The sequence below is a fragment of the Paenibacillus sp. FSL R7-0340 genome (genome assembly GCF_038002205.1).
GTDB lineage: Bacteria > Bacillota > Bacilli > Paenibacillales > Paenibacillaceae > Paenibacillus > Paenibacillus polymyxa_B.
Genome location: NZ_JBBOBY010000001.1, coordinates 89,486 through 109,138, shown reverse-complemented (window position 1 = coordinate 109,138; position 19,653 = coordinate 89,486). Strand labels below are relative to the sequence as shown.

General features: G+C 47.0%; 12 protein-coding genes and 3 rRNA genes. 13 read left to right on the top strand and 2 right to left on the bottom strand.

The genetic code is table 11. From position 1 onward, the window contains the following. Nucleotides 1–20 precede the first annotated feature (20 nt). Nucleotides 21–1,931, top strand: a complete 1,911-nt coding sequence (gyrB, locus tag MKX59_RS00405) for a DNA topoisomerase (ATP-hydrolyzing) subunit B (RefSeq protein WP_013308100.1) — start codon at nucleotides 21–23, stop codon at nucleotides 1,929–1,931. A 141-nt stretch (nucleotides 1,932–2,072) separates the two neighbouring features. Here the strand turns inward: gyrB and MKX59_RS00400 are convergent, their stop codons facing one another. Next, complete coding sequence (locus MKX59_RS00400) at nucleotides 2,073–2,900, bottom strand: YheC/YheD family protein (RefSeq protein WP_025720769.1); 828 nt, start codon at nucleotides 2,898–2,900, stop codon at nucleotides 2,073–2,075. Nucleotides 2,901–3,366: 466 nt separating this feature from the next. Between MKX59_RS00400 and gyrA the strand changes: the two genes are divergently transcribed. The 6 genes from gyrA to MKX59_RS00370 all read left to right on the top strand — a co-directional run bounded on the left by gyrA (nucleotide 3,367) and on the right by MKX59_RS00370 (nucleotide 13,347). Beyond that, the gene (gene gyrA / locus MKX59_RS00395) at nucleotides 3,367–5,931 is read left to right on the top strand and encodes a DNA gyrase subunit A (protein WP_053324310.1); all 2,565 of its coding nucleotides are present in this window, start codon (nucleotides 3,367–3,369) and stop codon (nucleotides 5,929–5,931) included. Between the two features lie 215 nt (nucleotides 5,932–6,146). Next, on the top strand, nucleotides 6,147–7,235 hold the full coding sequence (locus MKX59_RS00390; RefSeq protein ID WP_028540988.1) for an HD-GYP domain-containing protein: 1,089 nt from the start codon (nucleotides 6,147–6,149) through the stop codon (nucleotides 7,233–7,235). A 318-nt stretch (nucleotides 7,236–7,553) separates the two neighbouring features. Continuing rightward, nucleotides 7,554–9,109, top strand: a 16S ribosomal RNA gene (locus MKX59_RS00385). A gap of 395 nt (nucleotides 9,110–9,504) precedes the next feature. Next, a 23S ribosomal RNA gene (locus MKX59_RS00380) occupies nucleotides 9,505–12,431 on the top strand. 146 nt (nucleotides 12,432–12,577) lie between these two features. After that, nucleotides 12,578–12,694, top strand: a 5S ribosomal RNA gene (gene rrf / locus MKX59_RS00375). Together the 16S, 23S and 5S rRNA genes form the textbook arrangement of a ribosomal RNA operon. Nucleotides 12,695–12,927: 233 nt before the next feature. Further along, nucleotides 12,928–13,347 carry a hypothetical protein gene (locus MKX59_RS00370; protein ID WP_013308104.1) on the top strand — a complete coding sequence of 140 codons (420 nt, stop codon included), beginning with the start codon at nucleotides 12,928–12,930 and terminating at the stop codon, nucleotides 13,345–13,347. 373 nt (nucleotides 13,348–13,720) lie between these two features. On the opposite strand, the gene MKX59_RS00365 is transcribed toward MKX59_RS00370, so the two are convergent. After that, entirely contained in the window at nucleotides 13,721–14,248 is a 528-nt protein-coding gene (locus tag MKX59_RS00365) for a hypothetical protein (protein WP_023986421.1), read from the bottom strand. A gap of 400 nt (nucleotides 14,249–14,648) precedes the next feature. Here MKX59_RS00365 and MKX59_RS00360 point away from each other — a divergent pair, with 400 nt between their 5' ends. The 6 genes from MKX59_RS00360 (at nucleotide 14,649) to holB (ending at nucleotide 19,601) form a co-directional block, all read left to right on the top strand. Then, nucleotides 14,649–14,834 carry a sigma factor G inhibitor Gin gene (locus tag MKX59_RS00360; protein ID WP_023986422.1) on the top strand — a complete coding sequence of 62 codons (186 nt, stop codon included), beginning with the start codon at nucleotides 14,649–14,651 and terminating at the stop codon, nucleotides 14,832–14,834. Nucleotides 14,835–14,978: 144 nt separating this feature from the next. Continuing rightward, nucleotides 14,979–16,562, top strand: coding sequence for an aminotransferase class I/II-fold pyridoxal phosphate-dependent enzyme (locus MKX59_RS00355; protein ID WP_340857285.1), 1,584 nt, complete (start codon nucleotides 14,979–14,981; stop codon nucleotides 16,560–16,562). Nucleotides 16,563–16,665: 103 nt separating this feature from the next. Further along, nucleotides 16,666–17,313, top strand: coding sequence for a dTMP kinase (gene tmk, locus MKX59_RS00350; protein WP_068938708.1), 648 nt, complete (start codon nucleotides 16,666–16,668; stop codon nucleotides 17,311–17,313). Between the two features lie 74 nt (nucleotides 17,314–17,387). After that, complete coding sequence (locus tag MKX59_RS00345) at nucleotides 17,388–17,717, top strand: cyclic-di-AMP receptor (RefSeq protein ID WP_007427998.1); 330 nt, start codon at nucleotides 17,388–17,390, stop codon at nucleotides 17,715–17,717. Between the two features lie 197 nt (nucleotides 17,718–17,914). Beyond that, nucleotides 17,915–18,358 (top strand): YaaR family protein, encoded by a 444-nt coding sequence (locus MKX59_RS00340; RefSeq protein WP_013308108.1) that lies wholly within the window; start codon nucleotides 17,915–17,917, stop codon nucleotides 18,356–18,358. 247 nt (nucleotides 18,359–18,605) lie between these two features. Next, entirely contained in the window at nucleotides 18,606–19,601 is a 996-nt protein-coding gene (gene holB / locus MKX59_RS00335) for a DNA polymerase III subunit delta' (RefSeq protein WP_023986424.1), read from the top strand. Nucleotides 19,602–19,653: the final 52 nt, after the last annotated feature.

The following is a 19,653-nucleotide window of genomic DNA, read 5'->3' as shown; positions in this document are numbered from 1 at the left end:
TATAGAAGTAGGTGAAAGGCATGTCTATGAATCAACCGTCTTATGATGCGGGCGAGATTCAGGTCCTCGAGGGCCTGGAAGCGGTTCGGAAACGTCCCGGGATGTATATTGGCTCCACGAGCGCCAAAGGTCTCCATCATCTGGTCTGGGAAGTTGTGGACAACAGCATTGACGAAGCGCTGGCGGGTTATTGTGACAGCATTCAAGTTGTGGTTCACGAAGATAACAGCGTTACCGTTACAGATAACGGACGCGGTATTCCGGTAAGCGAACACGCCAAAATGAAAAAATCTGCGCTGGAAGTCGTTATGACTGTACTTCACGCAGGTGGTAAATTCGGAGGCGGAGGGTACAAGGTATCCGGTGGTCTGCACGGGGTTGGTGTATCGGTAGTGAACGCTCTCTCCAGCAAAATGATTGTTCATGTTAAACGGGACGGACATCTGTATGAGCAGGAATATCACCGTGGTGCTCCGCAGTATGATGTCAGAGTCATCGGTGATACAGACGAGACGGGTACCCAAACGACCTTCTATCCGGACGATCAAATCTTTACAGAAACGACTGTATACGATTATGATACGCTCCAAACGCGGATTCGTGAGTTGGCTTTCCTGAACAAAGGCATTGCAATCAGCTTGACTGATGAACGGACGGGCGCCAGCGATACATTCCATTACGAGGGCGGAATCAGTGAATATGTACAATTCTTGAATCAAAAAAGAGAAGCGTTACATGAACAGCCGATTTATGTCGAAGGCTCGCGTGATATGATTCAAGTCGAGGTTGCTTTGCAATATAACGACAGCTATACCGAGAATATTTATTCTTTTGCTAACAACATCAATACCCATGAGGGCGGAACTCACGAATCAGGCTTCAAGAGTGCATTAACCCGGATTATTAACGATTATGCACGTAAAAATGGCTTGATTAAGGACAACAATGCCAACTTGACTGGTGATGATGTGCGTGAAGGATTGACGGCGATTATCTCCGTCAAAATTCCAGAACCACAGTTTGAGGGTCAGACCAAGACAAAGCTGGGGAACAGTGAGGTGCGAGGGATTGTCGAATCCCTATTCGCAGAGAAACTCCAGGAATTCCTAGAGGAAAATCCGTCTGTTTCCCGCCGTGTGGTTGACAAATCATTACAAGCAGCACGTGCCCGGGAAGCAGCGCGTAAAGCGCGTGAGCTTACACGTCGTAAAAGCGCGCTGGAAATCAGTTCGCTCCCAGGCAAGCTGGCGGATTGCTCCTCTAAGGATGCTTCGATTAGTGAACTGTACATCGTCGAAGGTGACTCAGCGGGGGGTTCGGCCAAGCAGGGTCGTGATCGTCACTTTCAAGCTATTTTGCCGATTCGCGGTAAAATCCTGAATGTCGAAAAGGCACGCTTGGACCGTATTTTGTCCAGTGATGAAATCCGGTCGATGGTAACAGCAATGGGCACAGGGATCGGAGACGACTTTGACATCGCCAAAGCCCGTTATCACAAGGTCATTATCATGACAGATGCGGATGTCGATGGTGCCCATATTCGTACGTTGTTGCTGACGTTCTTCTATCGGTACATGCGTAAAATCATTGATGCAGGCTATATTTATATTGCTCAGCCACCACTATTCAAAGTAGAGCGTAACAAAGTTGTACGTTATGCGAACTCCGAGGCGGAACGTGATGAGATCATCAGGGAATTTGGAGAAAACGCGAAGTACAATGTACAGCGCTATAAAGGTTTGGGTGAGATGAATGCGACCCAACTTTGGGAAACTACGATGGACCCTGAGAGTCGTACCATGCTTCAGGTAACTGTCAGTGACGCGATGCTGGCTGATACACTGTTCAATACCTTGATGGGTGATAATGTAGAACCTCGTCGTGACTTTATCCAAGAACATGCGAAGTACGTGAAAAATCTCGATTTTTAATGTGTGATGTTCTTTCCTAGTGGCTGTATTACGTGCTCATTAGGTAGTATTTTGTAGGAGTTCACAAGGGGCGCCCAAAGGGGCGTCCCTTTTCTTGTCATTAACCAGCCCGGGTGTATTTGAATATTTAATCTCATTGTTTTAGGCTTTTTTCTTAGAGCGTACGGCTTTACCCGTGGATGGAGAGTACCGTCCGTAGCCTACTGCATATCTGAATATTTTATGATAGAGGCTTTTGTTTGGAAGGGAAGAGAATACCTTGATTGCTGGTCTCGTGTTAACCTCCAGAATCCACGGATAATTTTGCTGATCCAGTCCCACATCTAATCCTATTTCCCTTAAACGTGGGTATCTTTTTTGCAACTGCCAGGCTACCCGTTCGCCCATTTTTGATAATTTTTGCTCCAGTCGTACAGATTCCTTTACATCCATGTATGGAGCGACCAGCTCATTGAAAAAGCGCGTTGTCCCACCGCTGTGATGATTGGTGACGACTTTGTCAGGAGCAGCTACGCGTCCTACAATAAGCGTTGTTTCCCATTGGTGTCTTAAGTTCATCTGGGTTAATACCCTCAGATCGAAAGGGCGTGCTTCATGCTGAAGAAGTGGAATTCCACGCTGGATCAGATATGGACGTTTTCGTATGCGGGAAGAAACCACTCTATGCAGATCTTCTAGACTTTCGAAGGTGAAGGTATCTACTTCATAGCGAAGCACATACCAAGTTCTCTCTTCGATGATTCCTTCTTCTGTCGGCGGAAGCGGTTCTGTCAGCCTCTCTGCCCGCATAACCCCTTTTCCATAAGTACCGTTATCAGGCTTAATATAGACAGTACCATACACGGCCAACATTTCGTTCAAGTGATCAAATGTGTACAACCGTGTTTCCGGTACATAAGCGGCCAATGTCGGATTGGGGAGAATGGCATTTGTTTTAGTCCACTTACTGGATACTCGCTGAATAGACAAGTAATCTCATCCCTTTCTTTTCGAAATATGAGTCATGTACTTGGAATCCGCAACACTTTGACAAAACAAGGGAAACTAAAGGACAAGTGCGTAAAACAATGATATAATAGAGAAATACGGCGTTTTTCGGAATTTTGCTAAGTGAACCCTGACCGTATACGTATTGTATGTGGAAAAGGCCCTTAGGGTGGGGGCTAATCCCCAGCTCTGGGGAATTTGTTATAATCAGGGCTTGTGAGTTGTACAAGAGAATAGCGATCTGCTACAGGCAGAGAGAGAATGACGAGGGATTTACGCTGTAAAGAGGACAGATGTGTTTAATTGTGCTCTTTTTGTGAAAGTAATATAATTATACAGATGAGGATTTCAGCCAAAATCCTGCGCAGAGAGCGGAGTGTATAGGCAGTATCTTGTTAGGCTTTTCACATAGAGAGCATTGTATTGAAGGATAAGAAGGAGGACCAGCATGGCGGATCAAAATAACTCGCAAATCATCAATAGGGATATCGGAGTGGAAATGCGCGAATCCTTTATGGATTATGCCATGAGTATTATTGTTAGCCGTGCCTTGCCTGATGTGCGGGACGGACTGAAGCCGGTACACCGTCGTATTTTGTACGCGATGTCCGAGCTGGGCATGTCGCCAGATAAGCCTTACAAAAAATCGGCAAGAATCGTCGGCGAAGTTATCGGTAAATATCACCCTCATGGTGATACGGCTGTATATGATACGATGGTGCGGATGGCGCAGGATTTTTCTTTGCGTTATATGTTGGTGGATGGACACGGTAACTTTGGCTCCGTGGATGGAGATATGGCGGCTGCGATGCGTTACACCGAAGCACGGTTGTCCAAGATTGCCATGGAAATGCTACGTGATTTGAACAAAGAGACCGTTGATTTTATGCCGAACTACGATGGTGAAGAGAGCGAGCCCGTCGTATTACCTGCACGTTATCCTAACTTGCTGGTGAATGGTGTCGGCGGAATTGCAGTCGGAATGGCTACCAATATTCCTCCGCATAACTTGGGAGAGGTTATCGATGGTGTACAAGCATTGATCGAAAACCCCGACATTACGCCGATGGAACTTATGGATTATATTCAAGGGCCCGATTTCCCGACAGCAGGTTATATTTTAGGACGCTCTGGTATCCGTCAGGCGTACCAGACTGGCCGCGGATCTGTGACCATGCGTGCGAAGACCACCATAGAAGAGATTGGCAATAAAGCACGGATTATCGTGCATGAGTTGCCTTACCAAGTGAATAAGGCTCGTCTGGTTGAGAAAATTGCCGAATTAGTACGTGACAAACGTATTGAAGGCATTACGGATCTTCGGGATGAATCGGACCGTACAGGTATGCGTGTCGTTATCGAGTTGCGTAGGGACGTGAACCCGAACGTCGTTCTGAATAATTTGTTTAAACATACGGCTATGCAGTCGAATTTCGGTATTAATATGCTTGCCATTGTAAACAACGAACCGAAGATTTTGAACCTGAAGGATGTCTTGTATCATTATCTCAAACATCAGGTCGAGGTTATTCGTCGCCGGACAGAATTTGATCTGAAAAAAGCCGAAGCCAGAGCACACATTCTGGAAGGCTTGCGCATTGCCCTTGACCATCTGGACGAAGTTATTGCTTTGATTCGTTCTTCCCAAACTGCAGAAGCAGCTCGTGAAGGACTGATTGAGCGTTTCTCGCTCACTCTTGAGCAGTCTCAGGCTATTCTCGATATGCGTCTGCAACGCTTAACCGGTTTGGAACGTGAGAAGATCGAGAACGAATATAACGAGCTAATACAAAAGATTGCGGAATACCGTGAGATTTTGGCGAACGAGCATCTGGTACTCAACATCATTAGCGAAGAGCTGAATGAACTTAAGGAACGCTTCGCTGATGACCGTCGCACTGAAATTACAGTGGGTGAAGAGAGTATTCTGGATGAGGATCTCATTCCGCGTGAAGATGTTATTATTACTGTAACCCATACGGGATATATCAAACGCCTTCCTGTTACTACCTATCGCAGTCAAAAACGCGGTGGTCGTGGTGTAGTGGGTATGGATACCAAAGATGAGGATTTCGTAGAGCATCTGTTCATTACGAATTCACATCATCATTTGTTATTCTTTACCGACAAGGGCAAGGTATATCGGATTAAGGCCTATGAGATTCCTGACCTTAGCCGGACAGCCCGGGGAACACCGATTATTAACCTGATTCAGATTGAACAGGGTGAGTCGATCAATGCGGTAATTCCAATCGAGGAATTTGTGGAGGATAGCTATCTATTCTTTGCGACCCAGCATGGAATCATAAAGAAGACACCACTTGACGACTATGCAAATATCCGCAAAGGTGGCTTGATTGCCATTAACTTGCGTGAAGATGACGCCCTGATCGAAGTGAAGCTGACGGACGGACAACAGGAAATGATTATTGGTACAGCACAAGGCATGTCTATCCGTTTCCCTGAAAGTGATGTACGGTCTATGGGCCGTAGCGCTACAGGGGTTAAAGGGATCAACCTTGATGAGAGTGATGCTGTAATTGGTATGGACATCGTAGATACCAGCCTGGATATCCTGATTGTAACGGCCAAAGGTTATGGCAAGCGTACCCCTGTTGTGGATTATCGTATCCAAAGCCGTGGAGGTAAGGGGATCAAGACGATTAATGTTACGGATAAAAATGGTCCGGTTGTCGGTCTCAAGGTTGTAAAAACCGAAGAGGATCTGATGATCATTACAGCTAGTGGCACCTTGATTCGGACTAGCATGGGGGAAATCTCCACGATGGGTCGGAATACACAAGGGGTAAGGCTGATTAATATTCGCGATGATGATTCGGTTGCAACTGTTTGTCGAGCGAACAAGAATGAGGAGCAGGATGAACTGCTTGAAGAATTATTAGAGGGTGGGGAAGCTGGAGAGGGCTCATCTCTATCATCTGTTGAACCAACTCTCGAAACGAATACAGAAGGTGCGGAAGGTAACGACCCAGAATCTTCTGAGGGCGAATAAGAGCCTGAATATATAAACAACAGTAGTTATTAAATTTCAGATGGAACAGACTCTCTGACTATTTGGTCGGGGAGTCTTTTTCTTTTTCTGGCTAACGAATTCAGACAAGTATGCTTTAAATGGCATAAAATGAATGTACAGGATCATTCCCAAGTAATATAATGACATCATAACTGGCAGCTGGAGCAGCTGTTGTGAGAACAGAGAGGTTGACCATGACAACTGTACCCGTATCCGAATTAAAAGCAGGACTTAGATTGCAAAGCGATGTATTTACAGAAATGGGAAGCTTGCTGCTACCGAAAGGGCGCATTCTGCTACCGCGTGACTTGGAGATTTTACAGGCGTTCCTGATCCAGCAAGTTGAGGTAGGGACGGATGATCTTACAAAATCCAGTAGCGAGTCTACGACTGTTCGATCTGGAACATCTGAATCGCAAGGACCTTCGTTAGATGGACGAGATGAATCTGAACAATTTCAGGATGAGTATGACAAAATGGTGATGCTCGTTAAGAATGCATTTCAATCGGTGCTCGTCTCTAATTTATCTATATATGAACTGCGAGGACAATTGGAGTCCTTACTGGTGCACATTCAGCGCTATAATGTAATGACCTATACTCCGCCCGCCATGATCGAAGTGGACTATATTTTTCACAACGCCGTGCTAACCTCCCTTACTTCCTATTCCATTGCACAATGGATCGGATTACCTCAAAAGGATTGGATGCAAGTGGCTTTTGCTGGATTGCTTCATGACATAGGGAACGCTAAAATGGACCCGGTCATTCTGTATAAGCCCTCCAAACTAACGTGGGAAGAGCAAGAAGAAATACGTCGCCATACATCATTAGGATACCAGTTGCTTAAAAATGTGAAAGCTATTAACGAAGGTGTGCGTTTGGCAGCTCTTCAGCATCATGAGAAAGTGGACGGTACTGGATATCCACTGCGTCTTAAAGGGGAACAAATCCACATCTACGCTAAAATCGTTGGAGTGGCTGATGTATTCCATGCTATGACTCTAGAGAAAACATACCGACCTGCCCAATCACCGTATCTGGTTCTAGAGCAAATCAAGTCAGAATCATTTGGAAAGCTGGACCCAAGTGTCGTACAAGTTTTTATTCATAAGTTAACCCAATTCAATAATGGAACCAAGGTGCGCCTCAATGATAACCGTACAGGGGAAATTATTTTCGCTGATCGAGATCATCCGACTCGGCCGTTGATTCAAGTAGATGGGGAAATCATTAACTTAATGCTGCAAAGAGAGCTTTATATCGAGTGTATTGTTACTTAACTAAGTATTTTTAAAATAACAGTTGCACAATATAAAGAAAGTATGATATATTATTTCTTGTCGCTTCAAGTGTTATCAAGAAGAGCGAAAAACACTTTTGAAAAAAGTGTTGACATAACTCTAGAAAATATGATACACTATAAAAGTTGCTGAGGGGTTGAAAGAAACGCCGATGCGGACATTGAATGTTTGATCTTTGAAAACTGAACAACGAGTGAGTAAAACGATTTTGTTCGCAAAATCAAACAAGAGATATTTTATCTCGTCAGTTTCAAAATGAGCTCATCGCTCTTTCTATAAACCAACTTCGGTTGGTCTTTAATGGAGAGTTTGATCCTGGCTCAGGACGAACGCTGGCGGCGTGCCTAATACATGCAAGTCGAGCGGGGTTGTTTAGAAGCTTGCTTCTAAACAACCTAGCGGCGGACGGGTGAGTAACACGTAGGCAACCTGCCCACAAGACAGGGATAACTACCGGAAACGGTAGCTAATACCCGATACATCCTTTTCCTGCATGGGAGAAGGAGGAAAGACGGAGCAATCTGTCACTTGTGGATGGGCCTGCGGCGCATTAGCTAGTTGGTGGGGTAAAGGCCTACCAAGGCGACGATGCGTAGCCGACCTGAGAGGGTGATCGGCCACACTGGGACTGAGACACGGCCCAGACTCCTACGGGAGGCAGCAGTAGGGAATCTTCCGCAATGGGCGAAAGCCTGACGGAGCAACGCCGCGTGAGTGATGAAGGTTTTCGGATCGTAAAGCTCTGTTGCCAGGGAAGAACGTCTTGTAGAGTAACTGCTACAAGAGTGACGGTACCTGAGAAGAAAGCCCCGGCTAACTACGTGCCAGCAGCCGCGGTAATACGTAGGGGGCAAGCGTTGTCCGGAATTATTGGGCGTAAAGCGCGCGCAGGCGGCTCTTTAAGTCTGGTGTTTAATCCCGAGGCTCAACTTCGGGTCGCACTGGAAACTGGGGAGCTTGAGTGCAGAAGAGGAGAGTGGAATTCCACGTGTAGCGGTGAAATGCGTAGATATGTGGAGGAACACCAGTGGCGAAGGCGACTCTCTGGGCTGTAACTGACGCTGAGGCGCGAAAGCGTGGGGAGCAAACAGGATTAGATACCCTGGTAGTCCACGCCGTAAACGATGAATGCTAGGTGTTAGGGGTTTCGATACCCTTGGTGCCGAAGTTAACACATTAAGCATTCCGCCTGGGGAGTACGGTCGCAAGACTGAAACTCAAAGGAATTGACGGGGACCCGCACAAGCAGTGGAGTATGTGGTTTAATTCGAAGCAACGCGAAGAACCTTACCAGGTCTTGACATCCCTCTGACCGGTCTAGAGATAGACCTTTCCTTCGGGACAGAGGAGACAGGTGGTGCATGGTTGTCGTCAGCTCGTGTCGTGAGATGTTGGGTTAAGTCCCGCAACGAGCGCAACCCTTATGCTTAGTTGCCAGCAGGTCAAGCTGGGCACTCTAAGCAGACTGCCGGTGACAAACCGGAGGAAGGTGGGGATGACGTCAAATCATCATGCCCCTTATGACCTGGGCTACACACGTACTACAATGGCCGGTACAACGGGAAGCGAAATCGCGAGGTGGAGCCAATCCTAGAAAAGCCGGTCTCAGTTCGGATTGTAGGCTGCAACTCGCCTACATGAAGTCGGAATTGCTAGTAATCGCGGATCAGCATGCCGCGGTGAATACGTTCCCGGGTCTTGTACACACCGCCCGTCACACCACGAGAGTTTACAACACCCGAAGTCGGTGGGGTAACCCGCAAGGGAGCCAGCCGCCGAAGGTGGGGTAGATGATTGGGGTGAAGTCGTAACAAGGTAGCCGTATCGGAAGGTGCGGCTGGATCACCTCCTTTCTATGGAGAATCGTTTCCTGCAATGGAAACATTCAAATAAGCAGGTACAATGTACCTGCGACCGGATATTCAATTCGGTTCATCACGTTCGTGTGAATGAAATGAATATCCTTAAATTACTCACTCGTTGCTCAGTTTTGAGAGCTCAAACTCTCAAGCTTCGACGAATGTTTCATTCACACATCTGTGTGGAACCGAAATATTCATCGGGTTTCGCTTCAATGAAGCGAATTGCACCTTGAAAACTGGATACCGAAACGAAATTGCGTTTTAGAATATTCCTTTAAGCTGATCTTGTGTAAACAAGTGAAATAAAGGTAGCTGCCTTGAATTTTATTCACACATTTGTGTTGAACCGAAATTCAAAGCAAATCGTATTTACCATGTAAATACTAGGTTAAGCTACAAAGAGCACACGGAGGATGCCTAGGCGCCAGGAGCCGACGAAGGACGTGGCGAACAACGATAAAGCCTCGGGGAGCTGTAAGCAAGCTTTGATCCGGGGATGTCCGAATGGGGAAACCCGGCTGTCTTCATCGACAGTCACTTTCTGCTGAATACATAGGCAGAATAGAGGCAGACCAGGGGAACTGAAACATCTAAGTACCCTGAGGAAGAGAAAACAATAGTGATTCCGTCAGTAGCGGCGAGCGAACGCGGATTAGCCCAAACCAAGGAGCTTGCTCCTTGGGGTTGTGGGACGTCTCACATGGAGTTACAAAGGAACCGGTTAGATGAAGAGGTCTGGAAAGGCCCGCCAGAGAAGGTAAAAGCCCTGTAGTTCAAAACTTGTTCTCTCCGAGACGGATCCCGAGTAGTGCGGGGCACGTGAAACCCCGTATGAATCCGGCAGGACCATCTGCCAAGGCTAAATACTCCCTGGCGACCGATAGTGAAGCAGTACCGTGAGGGAAAGGTGAAAAGCACCCCGGAAGGGGAGTGAAATAGATCCTGAAACCGTGTGCTTACAAGAAGTCAGAGCCCTATTTATGGGTGATGGCGTGCCTTTTGTAGAATGAACCGGCGAGTTACGTTCCCGTGCAAGGTTAAGGTGAAGAGCTGAAGCCGCAGCGAAAGCGAGTCTGAATAGGGCGATCTTGAGTACGTGGACGTAGACCCGAAACCGGGTGATCTACCCCTGTCCAGGGTGAAGGTGCGGTAACACGCACTGGAGGCCCGAACCCACGCATGTTGAAAAATGCGGGGATGAGGTGGGGGTAGCGGAGAAATTCCAATCGAACCCGGAGATAGCTGGTTCTCCCCGAAATAGCTTTAGGGCTAGCCTCGGAAAAAAGAATCGTGGAGGTAGAGCACTGATTGGGTGCGGGGCCCGCAAGGGTTACCAAGCTCAGTCAAACTCCGAATGCCATAGATTTAGTTCCGGGAGTCAGACAGTGAGTGCTAAGATCCATTGTCGAAAGGGAAACAGCCCAGACCATCAGCTAAGGTCCCCAAGTGTGTGTTAAGTGGGAAAGGATGTGGAGTTGCACAGACAACCAGGATGTTGGCTTAGAAGCAGCCACCATTGAAAGAGTGCGTAATAGCTCACTGGTCGAGTGACTCTGCGCCGAAAATGTAACGGGGCTAAACACACCACCGAAGCTATGGCTTGATGCTTGCATCAGGGGTAGGGGAGCGTTGAATGCGGGTTGAAGGTGTACCGTAAGGAGCGCTGGACTGCATTCAAGTGAGAATGCCGGTATGAGTAACGAAAAGATCTGTGAGAATCAGATCCGCCGAAAGCCTAAGGGTTCCTGAGGAAGGTTCGTCCGCTCAGGGTAAGTCGGGACCTAAGGCGAGGCCGATAGGCGTAGTCGAAGGACAACAGGTCGAAATTCCTGTACCACCGTAATCCGTTATGAGCGATGGGGTGACGCAGTAGGGTAGTGACGCGGACTGATGGATGTCCGTCTAAGCAGTGAGGCTGGTGTGTAGGCAAATCCGCACATCGTAAGGCTGGGCTGTGATGGGGAGCGAAAATTGTAGTAGCGAAGGTCATGATCTCAGACTGCCAAGAAAAGCCTCTAGCCAGGAGAAGGTGCCCGTACCGCAAACCGACACAGGTAGGCGAGAAGAGAATTCTAAGGCGCGCGGAAGAACTCTCGTTAAGGAACTCGGCAAAATGACCCCGTAACTTCGGGAGAAGGGGTGCCTCGGTAGGGTGAATAGCCCGAGGGGGCCGCAGTGAAAAGGCCCAAGCGACTGTTTAGCAAAAACACAGGTCTGTGCGAAGCCGCAAGGCGAAGTATACGGGCTGACGCCTGCCCGGTGCTGGAAGGTTAAGGGGAGTGGTAAGCCTTCGGGCGAAGCTATGAACCGAAGCCCCAGTAAACGGCGGCCGTAACTATAACGGTCCTAAGGTAGCGAAATTCCTTGTCAGGTAAATTCTGACCCGCACGAATGGCGTAACGACTTGGGCGCTGTCTCAACGAGAGATCCGGTGAAATTTTAATACCTGTGAAGATGCAGGTTACCCGCGACAAGACGGAAAGACCCCATGGAGCTTTACTGCAGCTTGATATTGAATTTGGGTACGATCTGTACAGGATAGGTGGGAGCCGTTGAATCTTGAGCGCCAGCTTGAGAGGAGGCATCCTTGGGATACCACCCTGATCGTATCTAGGTTCTAACTTGGTACCGTGATCCGGTGCGAGGACAGTGTCAGGTGGGCAGTTTGACTGGGGCGGTCGCCTCCTAAAGAGTAACGGAGGCGCCCCAAGGTTCCCTCAGAATGGTTGGAAATCATTCGAAGAGTGCAAAGGCAGAAGGGAGCTTGACTGCGAGACCTACAAGTCGAGCAGGGACGAAAGTCGGGCTTAGTGATCCGGTGGTACCGCATGGAAGGGCCATCGCTCAACGGATAAAAGCTACCCTGGGGATAACAGGCTTATCTCCCCCAAGAGTCCACATCGACGGGGAGGTTTGGCACCTCGATGTCGGCTCATCGCATCCTGGGGCTGAAGTAGGTCCCAAGGGTTGGGCTGTTCGCCCATTAAAGCGGTACGCGAGCTGGGTTCAGAACGTCGTGAGACAGTTCGGTCCCTATCTGTCGTGGGCGTAGGAAATTTGAGAGGAGCTGTCCTTAGTACGAGAGGACCGGGATGGACGTACCGCTGGTGTACCAGTTGTTCCGCCAGGAGCACCGCTGGGTAGCTATGTACGGAAGGGATAAGCGCTGAAAGCATCTAAGCGTGAAGCCCCCCTCAAGATGAGATTTCCCAATTAGTAAGACCCCTTGAAGACGACGAGGTAGATAGGTTGGGGGTGGAAGTGCAGTAATGCATGGAGCTGACCAATACTAATCGGTCGAGGGCTTATCCTAAAAATAAAACGCAAATAAGTTTCGGATCCAGTTTTCAGGGTGTAAGTTTTGTATTGTATAAGCTCAAGTAGCTTATATGAAACAAGCGAACACACAGCATTTGGCGATGCTGATTCCTGAAAAAGAATTTACGATGTAAATTCATGTTTGGTGGCGATAGCGGAGGGGTTCCACACGTACCCATCCCGAACACGACCGTTAAGCCCTCCAGCGCCGATGGTACTTGGACCGCAGGGTCCTGGGAGAGTAGGACGTCGCCAAGCAACAAGTAAAGAGGATCATGATCTCATTGAGATTATGGTTCTTTTTTGCATATACGTATACTTTAGAAATATCCTTACAAAAGGAAGGTAACATTTTTGTTACGGAATGTAAGAGTAAACCCTGTATAATATAGGTATTGAATCCCATACACACACGCTGCATTATTGCAGAATTATGCAAACTCCATCATAGGATTTTGTATAGTCAATCAGGCTGGTAAGGAGGGAAGATCATGCGGCGAAATAAATGGCTTGCTCTATTGGTGCTATTCAGTGTCGCTGTCGCGATTCTTACCGGGTGCGTGGAGGAGGAGCCTTCTTGGACATCGTTTGAGGGTGCTGCCAATGAGAAGACGTTTCCGGTTCCCAAAGAAGCTAGTAAAACCGATCGGGCCAGCAGTAATTCGGACATGGACTATGTTCGCTATGCACTGCCAGCATTGAAGGAAAGTGATAGTCTACCTGCTCCTTATCTAGAGGAGATTGCAGCTTGGGGCTGGACTGAGGAACCGAATTTATCCACCTCGAATCAGAAGGTGTTTCAGAAAAATAAACACATGGTGCATTTATCTGTGCATGATGGTTCTTTTACTGTATTGGTTCCAAAAGACAGAAAGGCTGTTGTGAAGAGCAAAAGCGTGGATCTTAATTAGGGACACGGTTTTCAACCGAGTAAGCAGCATAGGATTTATTGTAGATCATATTTTTAGTAAACTCATAGCGTATTGTATGCTGTGTATAATGATGAATGAAGAGATCGGATATGGGGAAGCACTCAGAACTGCAGTTGAGTAGGGGGTGGCTTCCTTTTATATATTTGCATGTTGATCAAATGCTCTACATGAATAACGAGGATAATGATGAGGAAAAGTTTACTTGATAAGCGAATATAACGATTACAGTTGTTAAGTCACAAAAAAAGGAGTAACCGGTTGAGGTTGCTCCTTTTTTATTGCTTCGGTCTATATGGGTGTAGGTTAGTTCAGACCTGAATTTTCTATCTGTACGGATAATGAGTGGTTAGATTTACTGTTGATAATATGAGGCATCTTCATCGGTAAACTTCAACATGCCGTCTTTTCTCTCGCCTGTAAGCCGACTGAGGATGTATAGACGCGGTGCAATAAGCCATAGATGCCAGAAGAGTAAGGATACAGTAAAGGCTGGTGGAGACCAGAGAATGAATACGGCTGATAAGCAGATACCGATCCAGAGGGTATGTATGTGCACACGACGAAAGATGCTATAGCCTATATACTGGTCTGTCATATAGCCTAGCCAAGGTAATTTACGATGGAATGCCCAGCGTTTGCGGAAGGATGTTCCGCCACCGATGTATAGGACAGATCGTGAGATTACGAAGTGTACCCATAAGGTTAGGAAAAAGGCAAGAGCAAACAAAAACACGCTAGTCCAGGAAAAGGCAAGAAGCAGAAAGAGAAGCATAATAATAGGTAATGTGATGTGACTCCATATTAGTTGACGCGGTATACTGATTTTTTTAATGAGCTTGTAGTGATAGTAGGTAGCTTTGGTTCCGGTTTCCTCTGTCATGCGAACAGTCCTTTCATTAATCTACTGCATCACAAGTGGCTTCCCGTCCACAGCCGGAAAAAGGGACGGTACTTCGCTCATGCCGCTTTAAATAAGCATTTAATCGTTTTTGTAGAAATACAGAATGATCAACATCCAGTGTTAGCTAGCCTACTCTATAATTACTGGAAAAGCTATCACTGATGAAGTGTTCAAGGGCTCCGATGAAAGGGTATCCATACATAAGAGCTTTTCTTATTATATCGGCATAGACGGCTGTTTTTTAAACATACGGGGTACAAACACCATAATGGCCCAGAAGGAATATATATAGAGTATATCGTCGAACTGGGCTATGAAAAGGTTTAAAATAGTAGAAAGTGCCCCATACTAATAGTAAAAGAAACAAGGTGGGATGGATATGCATGATCAAGGCGGCCACCGCTGCATTATATGCGGGCAGCACAAGCATGAAGGCATTTTTATCGTTTCCGAGTTTATCTGTGATACGTGTGAAGCTGAAATGGTGCACACGGATGCAACTGATGCCAAATATCATTTTTTTATTGATCAATTAAAGCAAATCTGGGTACAGAAAAATGCATAATATCCTTTGCTAATTAGTCTTTGAAGGATTGGCATTCCAAGGTCTGTCGATACGGGCCTTTTTTTCTGTGAGTAAAAGTAGGATTCCGCTTGATTTTACGATAAAATAAGGTAGATATAAAGCTTTGTTTGGAAGGATTGCAGAATGATGGGGAAAAAGGCGGTACATGCACCATTAATGGAAGCTCTAATACGTTACCGGACTCAGGGCAATGCTTCTTTCCATGTACCCGGTCATAAAAATGGACAAGTATATGAGCATGAAAATATTGCGTCTCTGTTGCAAGAAGTGATGTCTATTGATGCGACAGAAATTTCTGGACTGGATGATTTGCATCACCCAGAAGATGTGATTCGTGAAGGGCAGGGACTGGCTGCAAAGTGCTTTGGTGCTGAAGAGAGCTTTTGGCTAATTGGAGGAAGCACGGTCGGTAATTTGGCTATGATTTTAACTGTATGTACGGAGCCGGGAGATCTACTGCTGGTACAGAGAAATGTACACAAATCTGTCCTGAACGGTCTCATGCTGTCAGGGGCTAACGCGGTATTCCTGGATCCGGAAATAGATACACTAAGCGGACTGGCGGTTGCCCCAACGACGGATACAATAAAGGCTGCACTGAAGGCCTATCCTTCGGCTAAAGGGGTGTTACTTACACTACCTAATTACTATGGGATGGGGCATGACCTGACGGCAACGGCTAAGGCCTGTCATGCAGCCCATGTGCCGCTATTGGTAGATGAGGCACACGGTGCCCATTTTGGGTTGCATCCTCGTTTGCCAGCCTCTGCGCTGTCCTGCGGGGCTGATGTAGTCGTCCAGTCGACACATAAAATGCTTCCAGCCATGACCATGGGTGCCATGTTACATGTGCAGGGAGAGAGAATCCATCGGGAACTGCTTCGTCAGCGGTTGGCGATGGTGCAGAGCTCTAGCCCTTCTTATCCGTTAATGGCTTCACTGGATTTGGCAAGATGGTATATAGAGGCGTATGGAGCGGATGCTTTTACAGTGGGCTTAGCGGCGGCAGATGCTTTTAGAAAGGGGCTGGAGCAGCTCCCACGCTTTCGCTTGCTAGAACCTACACAGCAGGAACTAGAGGGGAAAGACGCTCACAGGGGAATCTCTGAGGTCCTAGAAAGGGATGAGGAGGGAATAAGCGGATATTCAACCCAGGACCCTTTTAAATTGGTGCTGTATGATACATGGGGGATACTGGATGGGTTTGGACTCAAGCATGAGTTGGAGACTTATGGATGTACTCCAGAGATGAGCGACGAAAAACATGTTGTTTTATTGTTTACGTTAGGCTCTACGCCTAAGGATGCGAGTCACCTGTTGCAGGCTCTTGTGCATATAGATAATGATATAAGATTTAAGGAGACGGCTGGTGAGCCGAGGGCAACGGAAAAAGAGCTGCAAAGACTCGAATTAGATTTTTCCACGTGGAACAATGATAGAATGAAGGGATACTCTAGTCCGGTGCTTTTTGGGCTTCGACCGATTAGCCCGGATCAGATAGAGAACGTGTCTGTAGACGATTCCGCTGGCAGGGTAGTGGCTGAAATGATTATCCCGTATCCTCCAGGTATTCCGCTGTTATATACAGGAGAAACGATCACAGAAGCGATTGCACTGCGGATGAGTCGTCTACGTGAGCTGGGAGCCAAGTGGCATGGGATAGCAGATGAAAGTATGCTTACAATTCGGGTATTCCGTTTACAATAAAGATTAGATACTAGAGACTTAACAAATACAGAAGACTGAATAAAAGAAGCATACGTAGCCTGTGGGTGACTTTTATTTTTCAGGCAGGAAAGCAGGGAATAACATGAATCGCAAAGGCATTTTTATCACACTGGAGGGGGGAGACGGCTCCGGTAAAACAACTATGATTCAACGGCTGGCGAAGTTTATGGAGGAAGAAGGCTATCCAGTCATCACGACGAGGGAGCCGGGTGGCATCGAAATTTCCGAAAAGATTCGCTCTATCATTTTGGACCCTGCTCATACCAGTATGGATGCTCGAACAGAGGCACTTTTATACGCGGCGGCGCGGCGTCAGCATTTGGTGGAGAAGGTAAAGCCGGCTATTGAACAGGGAGCTATCGTATTATGTGATCGTTTTGTGGATAGTAGCTTGGTCTATCAAGGATTTGCAAGAGGGATCGGAATTGAAGAGGTAGCTTCAATTAATCGCTTCGCGGTGGATGATTGGGAGCCGGATGCCACATTTTATCTGGATATTGAGCCCGAATTGGGATTGGCAAGAATTAATGCGTCACGAGGAGCAGAAATGGACCGTCTCGACATGGAGAGTATATCGTTTCACCATAAGGTGCGAGAGGCATATTTGGAGTTGGCTCGCAAATTTCCGGAGCGAATTACAATTGTTGATGCCTCTCCGGCGCCAGAGCAGGTAGAGCAAGTATTGAGGGATTTGCTGAAAAAGCGGTTTGTTCAGAATTTTAGCATATAATTGTCGAAGGATATACGGTAAAATTGAGCTAGGGACAAGGTTGTCTCTAATATGACTTGAAGGAGGAATACAGGATGAAGCTGATTATTGCGATTGTACAGGATAAGGACAGTAATAGATTATCCAGCGGACTGGTGAAAGCTAATTTCCGTGCTACCAAATTGGCGAGCACAGGAGGATTTCTGCGTGCAGGTAATACGACATTTATGATCGGTGTTGATGACAATCAGGTGGACTCATTAATGAACGTCATTCGCAGCAGTTGCAAGGTTCGTGAACAGCTGGTCACACCCGTTACCCCTATGAGCGGGACGACGGATTCCTATTTACCGTTACCTGTTGAAGTGCAGGTGGGTGGAGCGACGGTATTCGTGATGCCTGTAGACCGTTTCGAGCATTTCTGAATCTACACAATAGGGCCTATTCTGCCGATATGATAGGGGAATCGCCTGTATCTTCTCACATGATGGGAGTGAGGGCAGATCCACTAAAACGGCAGCGCTACAGCGTAGTCCCCGGAAAGCCGAAGAAACCCCGAGTTCTAGTTTGAACTGTTCATGAAGGGGGAAAGTGGAAGCATCCGGGGAGAAAGCAGGTTTATATGAAAATAAATCCGGGCTATCGCCCTTTACAAAGTACATTGTCTACAAATGAAATGAGTGCAAAGCCAATTCAGCCCAAGAGCTTCTCCGACGTTATGCAGCAAAATGGGGAGCAGGCTTCGCAGGAGGAATTGAATCGACGCTTTAAGGAAATACAAATGCAGGGAGATCGTCTTGCACGTTCAATGACGATTCGTGAGTTGAAGGCTTATAAGATGCTGGTTAAACGGTTTTTGGAAGATACAGTTCGGCGAGGCGTGTCCATGAAGGACACAAAGGGTTGGGATCGCCGGGGACGCAGCAAACGTTATAAGCTGATTGATGAAGTGGATGAGCTGTTGCTCAAAATGGCGGATGAGCTGCTTGAAACTGAACAAGGCAAGATTGAGCTTTTGCAAGGGGTCGGTGAGATCAGAGGATTGCTGATTAATCTCTCATTTTAATGCAGACTTATGTTATAAATGAATACAGACGGGCTGTTGCCACGAAGAAATAATCTGCTTGCTGATCATGCTGGCAGATTATTTTTGACTATGTATATGTGGGCAGACGTGATACGGAAATAGCAGCAGTTGCCCCGAAAAACGAGGATTTGAAGTTGGAATCATGAAAATAGCAACAAAGTTTGCCCGGAAGAACAACGGTTTGCTGAGGGATCACAGTTGTTTTCAGTGGAGAAAGTGAGGAAATATGTCTTTTCAACATATAATGGGCCAGGATGTAGCCAAAAAAATGCTGCAAAGTGCACTACGGAATCATACGGTCAACCATGCCTATGTTTTTAGCGGGCCGCCGGGAAGCGGGCAGATGAACATGGCGCAGATCTTTGCTAAGGCTTTATTTTGTGAGCGACAGACGGATGATGCATGTGGGGAGTGCTTGTCGTGCCGTAAGGTAGAGCACGGGAATCATCCAGATTTGCACATTGTAGAGCCGGATGGAGCTACGATTAAAATTGATCAGATTCGCGGGCTTCAACGTATATTTTCTTACAAATCTGAAAGCTCCAATCCGAAGGTATATATTATTCGACAGGCGGATACCATGACAGTGCAAGCTGCTAATAGCCTACTTAAATTTTTGGAGGAGCCCCAGATTCCAGTGGTCGGTATACTCATTTCTGAAAATGGACAGGCGTTGCTACCTACGATTCAATCACGGACGCAGCAGGTTCCTTTCCACGCTTTACAGCCGGAAGTGATGATGCAGGCGTTAATTGGGGAAGGCTATACGGCAGGGCTTGTCCGGTCGGTCGTTCATATTGCTTCAGGACTGGAATCATGTAGAGAAATTCTCCAGCAGAATTGGTTTGCAGAAATTAGAAACGTAGTGTTACAATTAGTGAAGGAGTCCATGAGTCGGGGGAGCTCGTCTATTATTCTGGCTCAACAGAAGATTTTTAAAACTGGACTTTCTGAACACCTGGATATTCTGTTTCATCTGTTTCATTTGTGGTTTAAGGATATGCTTCATTTCCGTTACGGAAGGCACGAAAGCATTGTTTTCATAGATCATTTGGAGTCCGTCTCCAAATTGGCAATCACCCGCAGCACGGAACAATGGGTCTCTTATATGGATTTGGCCGCGAATTGCAGGAAGAAGCTCCGTTTTCACGTCAACGGGCAATTATGCGTGGAGCAGCTTCTGATTGGGTTGTCCGATACAAGCGGTTCTATCACCGGCTAACAGGAAGGCGCGCTTGTTCCACTCTGCACAATCCGCGACGCCAGGTTCCCGG

Excerpts from the sequence above, each read along its gene's own strand:
- gyrB (WP_013308100.1), top strand. The coding sequence starts at position 21 with ATGTCTATGAATCAACCGTCTTATGATGCGGGCGAGATTCAGGTCCTC.
- MKX59_RS00345 (WP_007427998.1), top strand. The coding sequence starts at position 17,388 with ATGAAGCTGATTATTGCGATTGTACAGGATAAGGACAGTAATAGATTA.
- MKX59_RS00365 (WP_023986421.1), bottom strand. The coding sequence starts at position 14,248 with ATGACAGAGGAAACCGGAACCAAAGCTACCTACTATCACTACAAGCTC.
- holB (WP_023986424.1), top strand. The coding sequence starts at position 18,606 with ATGTCTTTTCAACATATAATGGGCCAGGATGTAGCCAAAAAAATGCTG.
- tmk (WP_068938708.1), top strand. The coding sequence starts at position 16,666 with ATGAATCGCAAAGGCATTTTTATCACACTGGAGGGGGGAGACGGCTCC.
- MKX59_RS00340 (WP_013308108.1), top strand. The coding sequence starts at position 17,915 with ATGAAAATAAATCCGGGCTATCGCCCTTTACAAAGTACATTGTCTACA.
- MKX59_RS00390 (WP_028540988.1), top strand. The coding sequence starts at position 6,147 with ATGACAACTGTACCCGTATCCGAATTAAAAGCAGGACTTAGATTGCAA.
- MKX59_RS00360 (WP_023986422.1), top strand. The coding sequence starts at position 14,649 with ATGCATGATCAAGGCGGCCACCGCTGCATTATATGCGGGCAGCACAAG.
- MKX59_RS00355 (WP_340857285.1), top strand. The coding sequence starts at position 14,979 with ATGATGGGGAAAAAGGCGGTACATGCACCATTAATGGAAGCTCTAATA.
- MKX59_RS00370 (WP_013308104.1), top strand. The coding sequence starts at position 12,928 with ATGCGGCGAAATAAATGGCTTGCTCTATTGGTGCTATTCAGTGTCGCT.
- gyrA (WP_053324310.1), top strand. The coding sequence starts at position 3,367 with ATGGCGGATCAAAATAACTCGCAAATCATCAATAGGGATATCGGAGTG.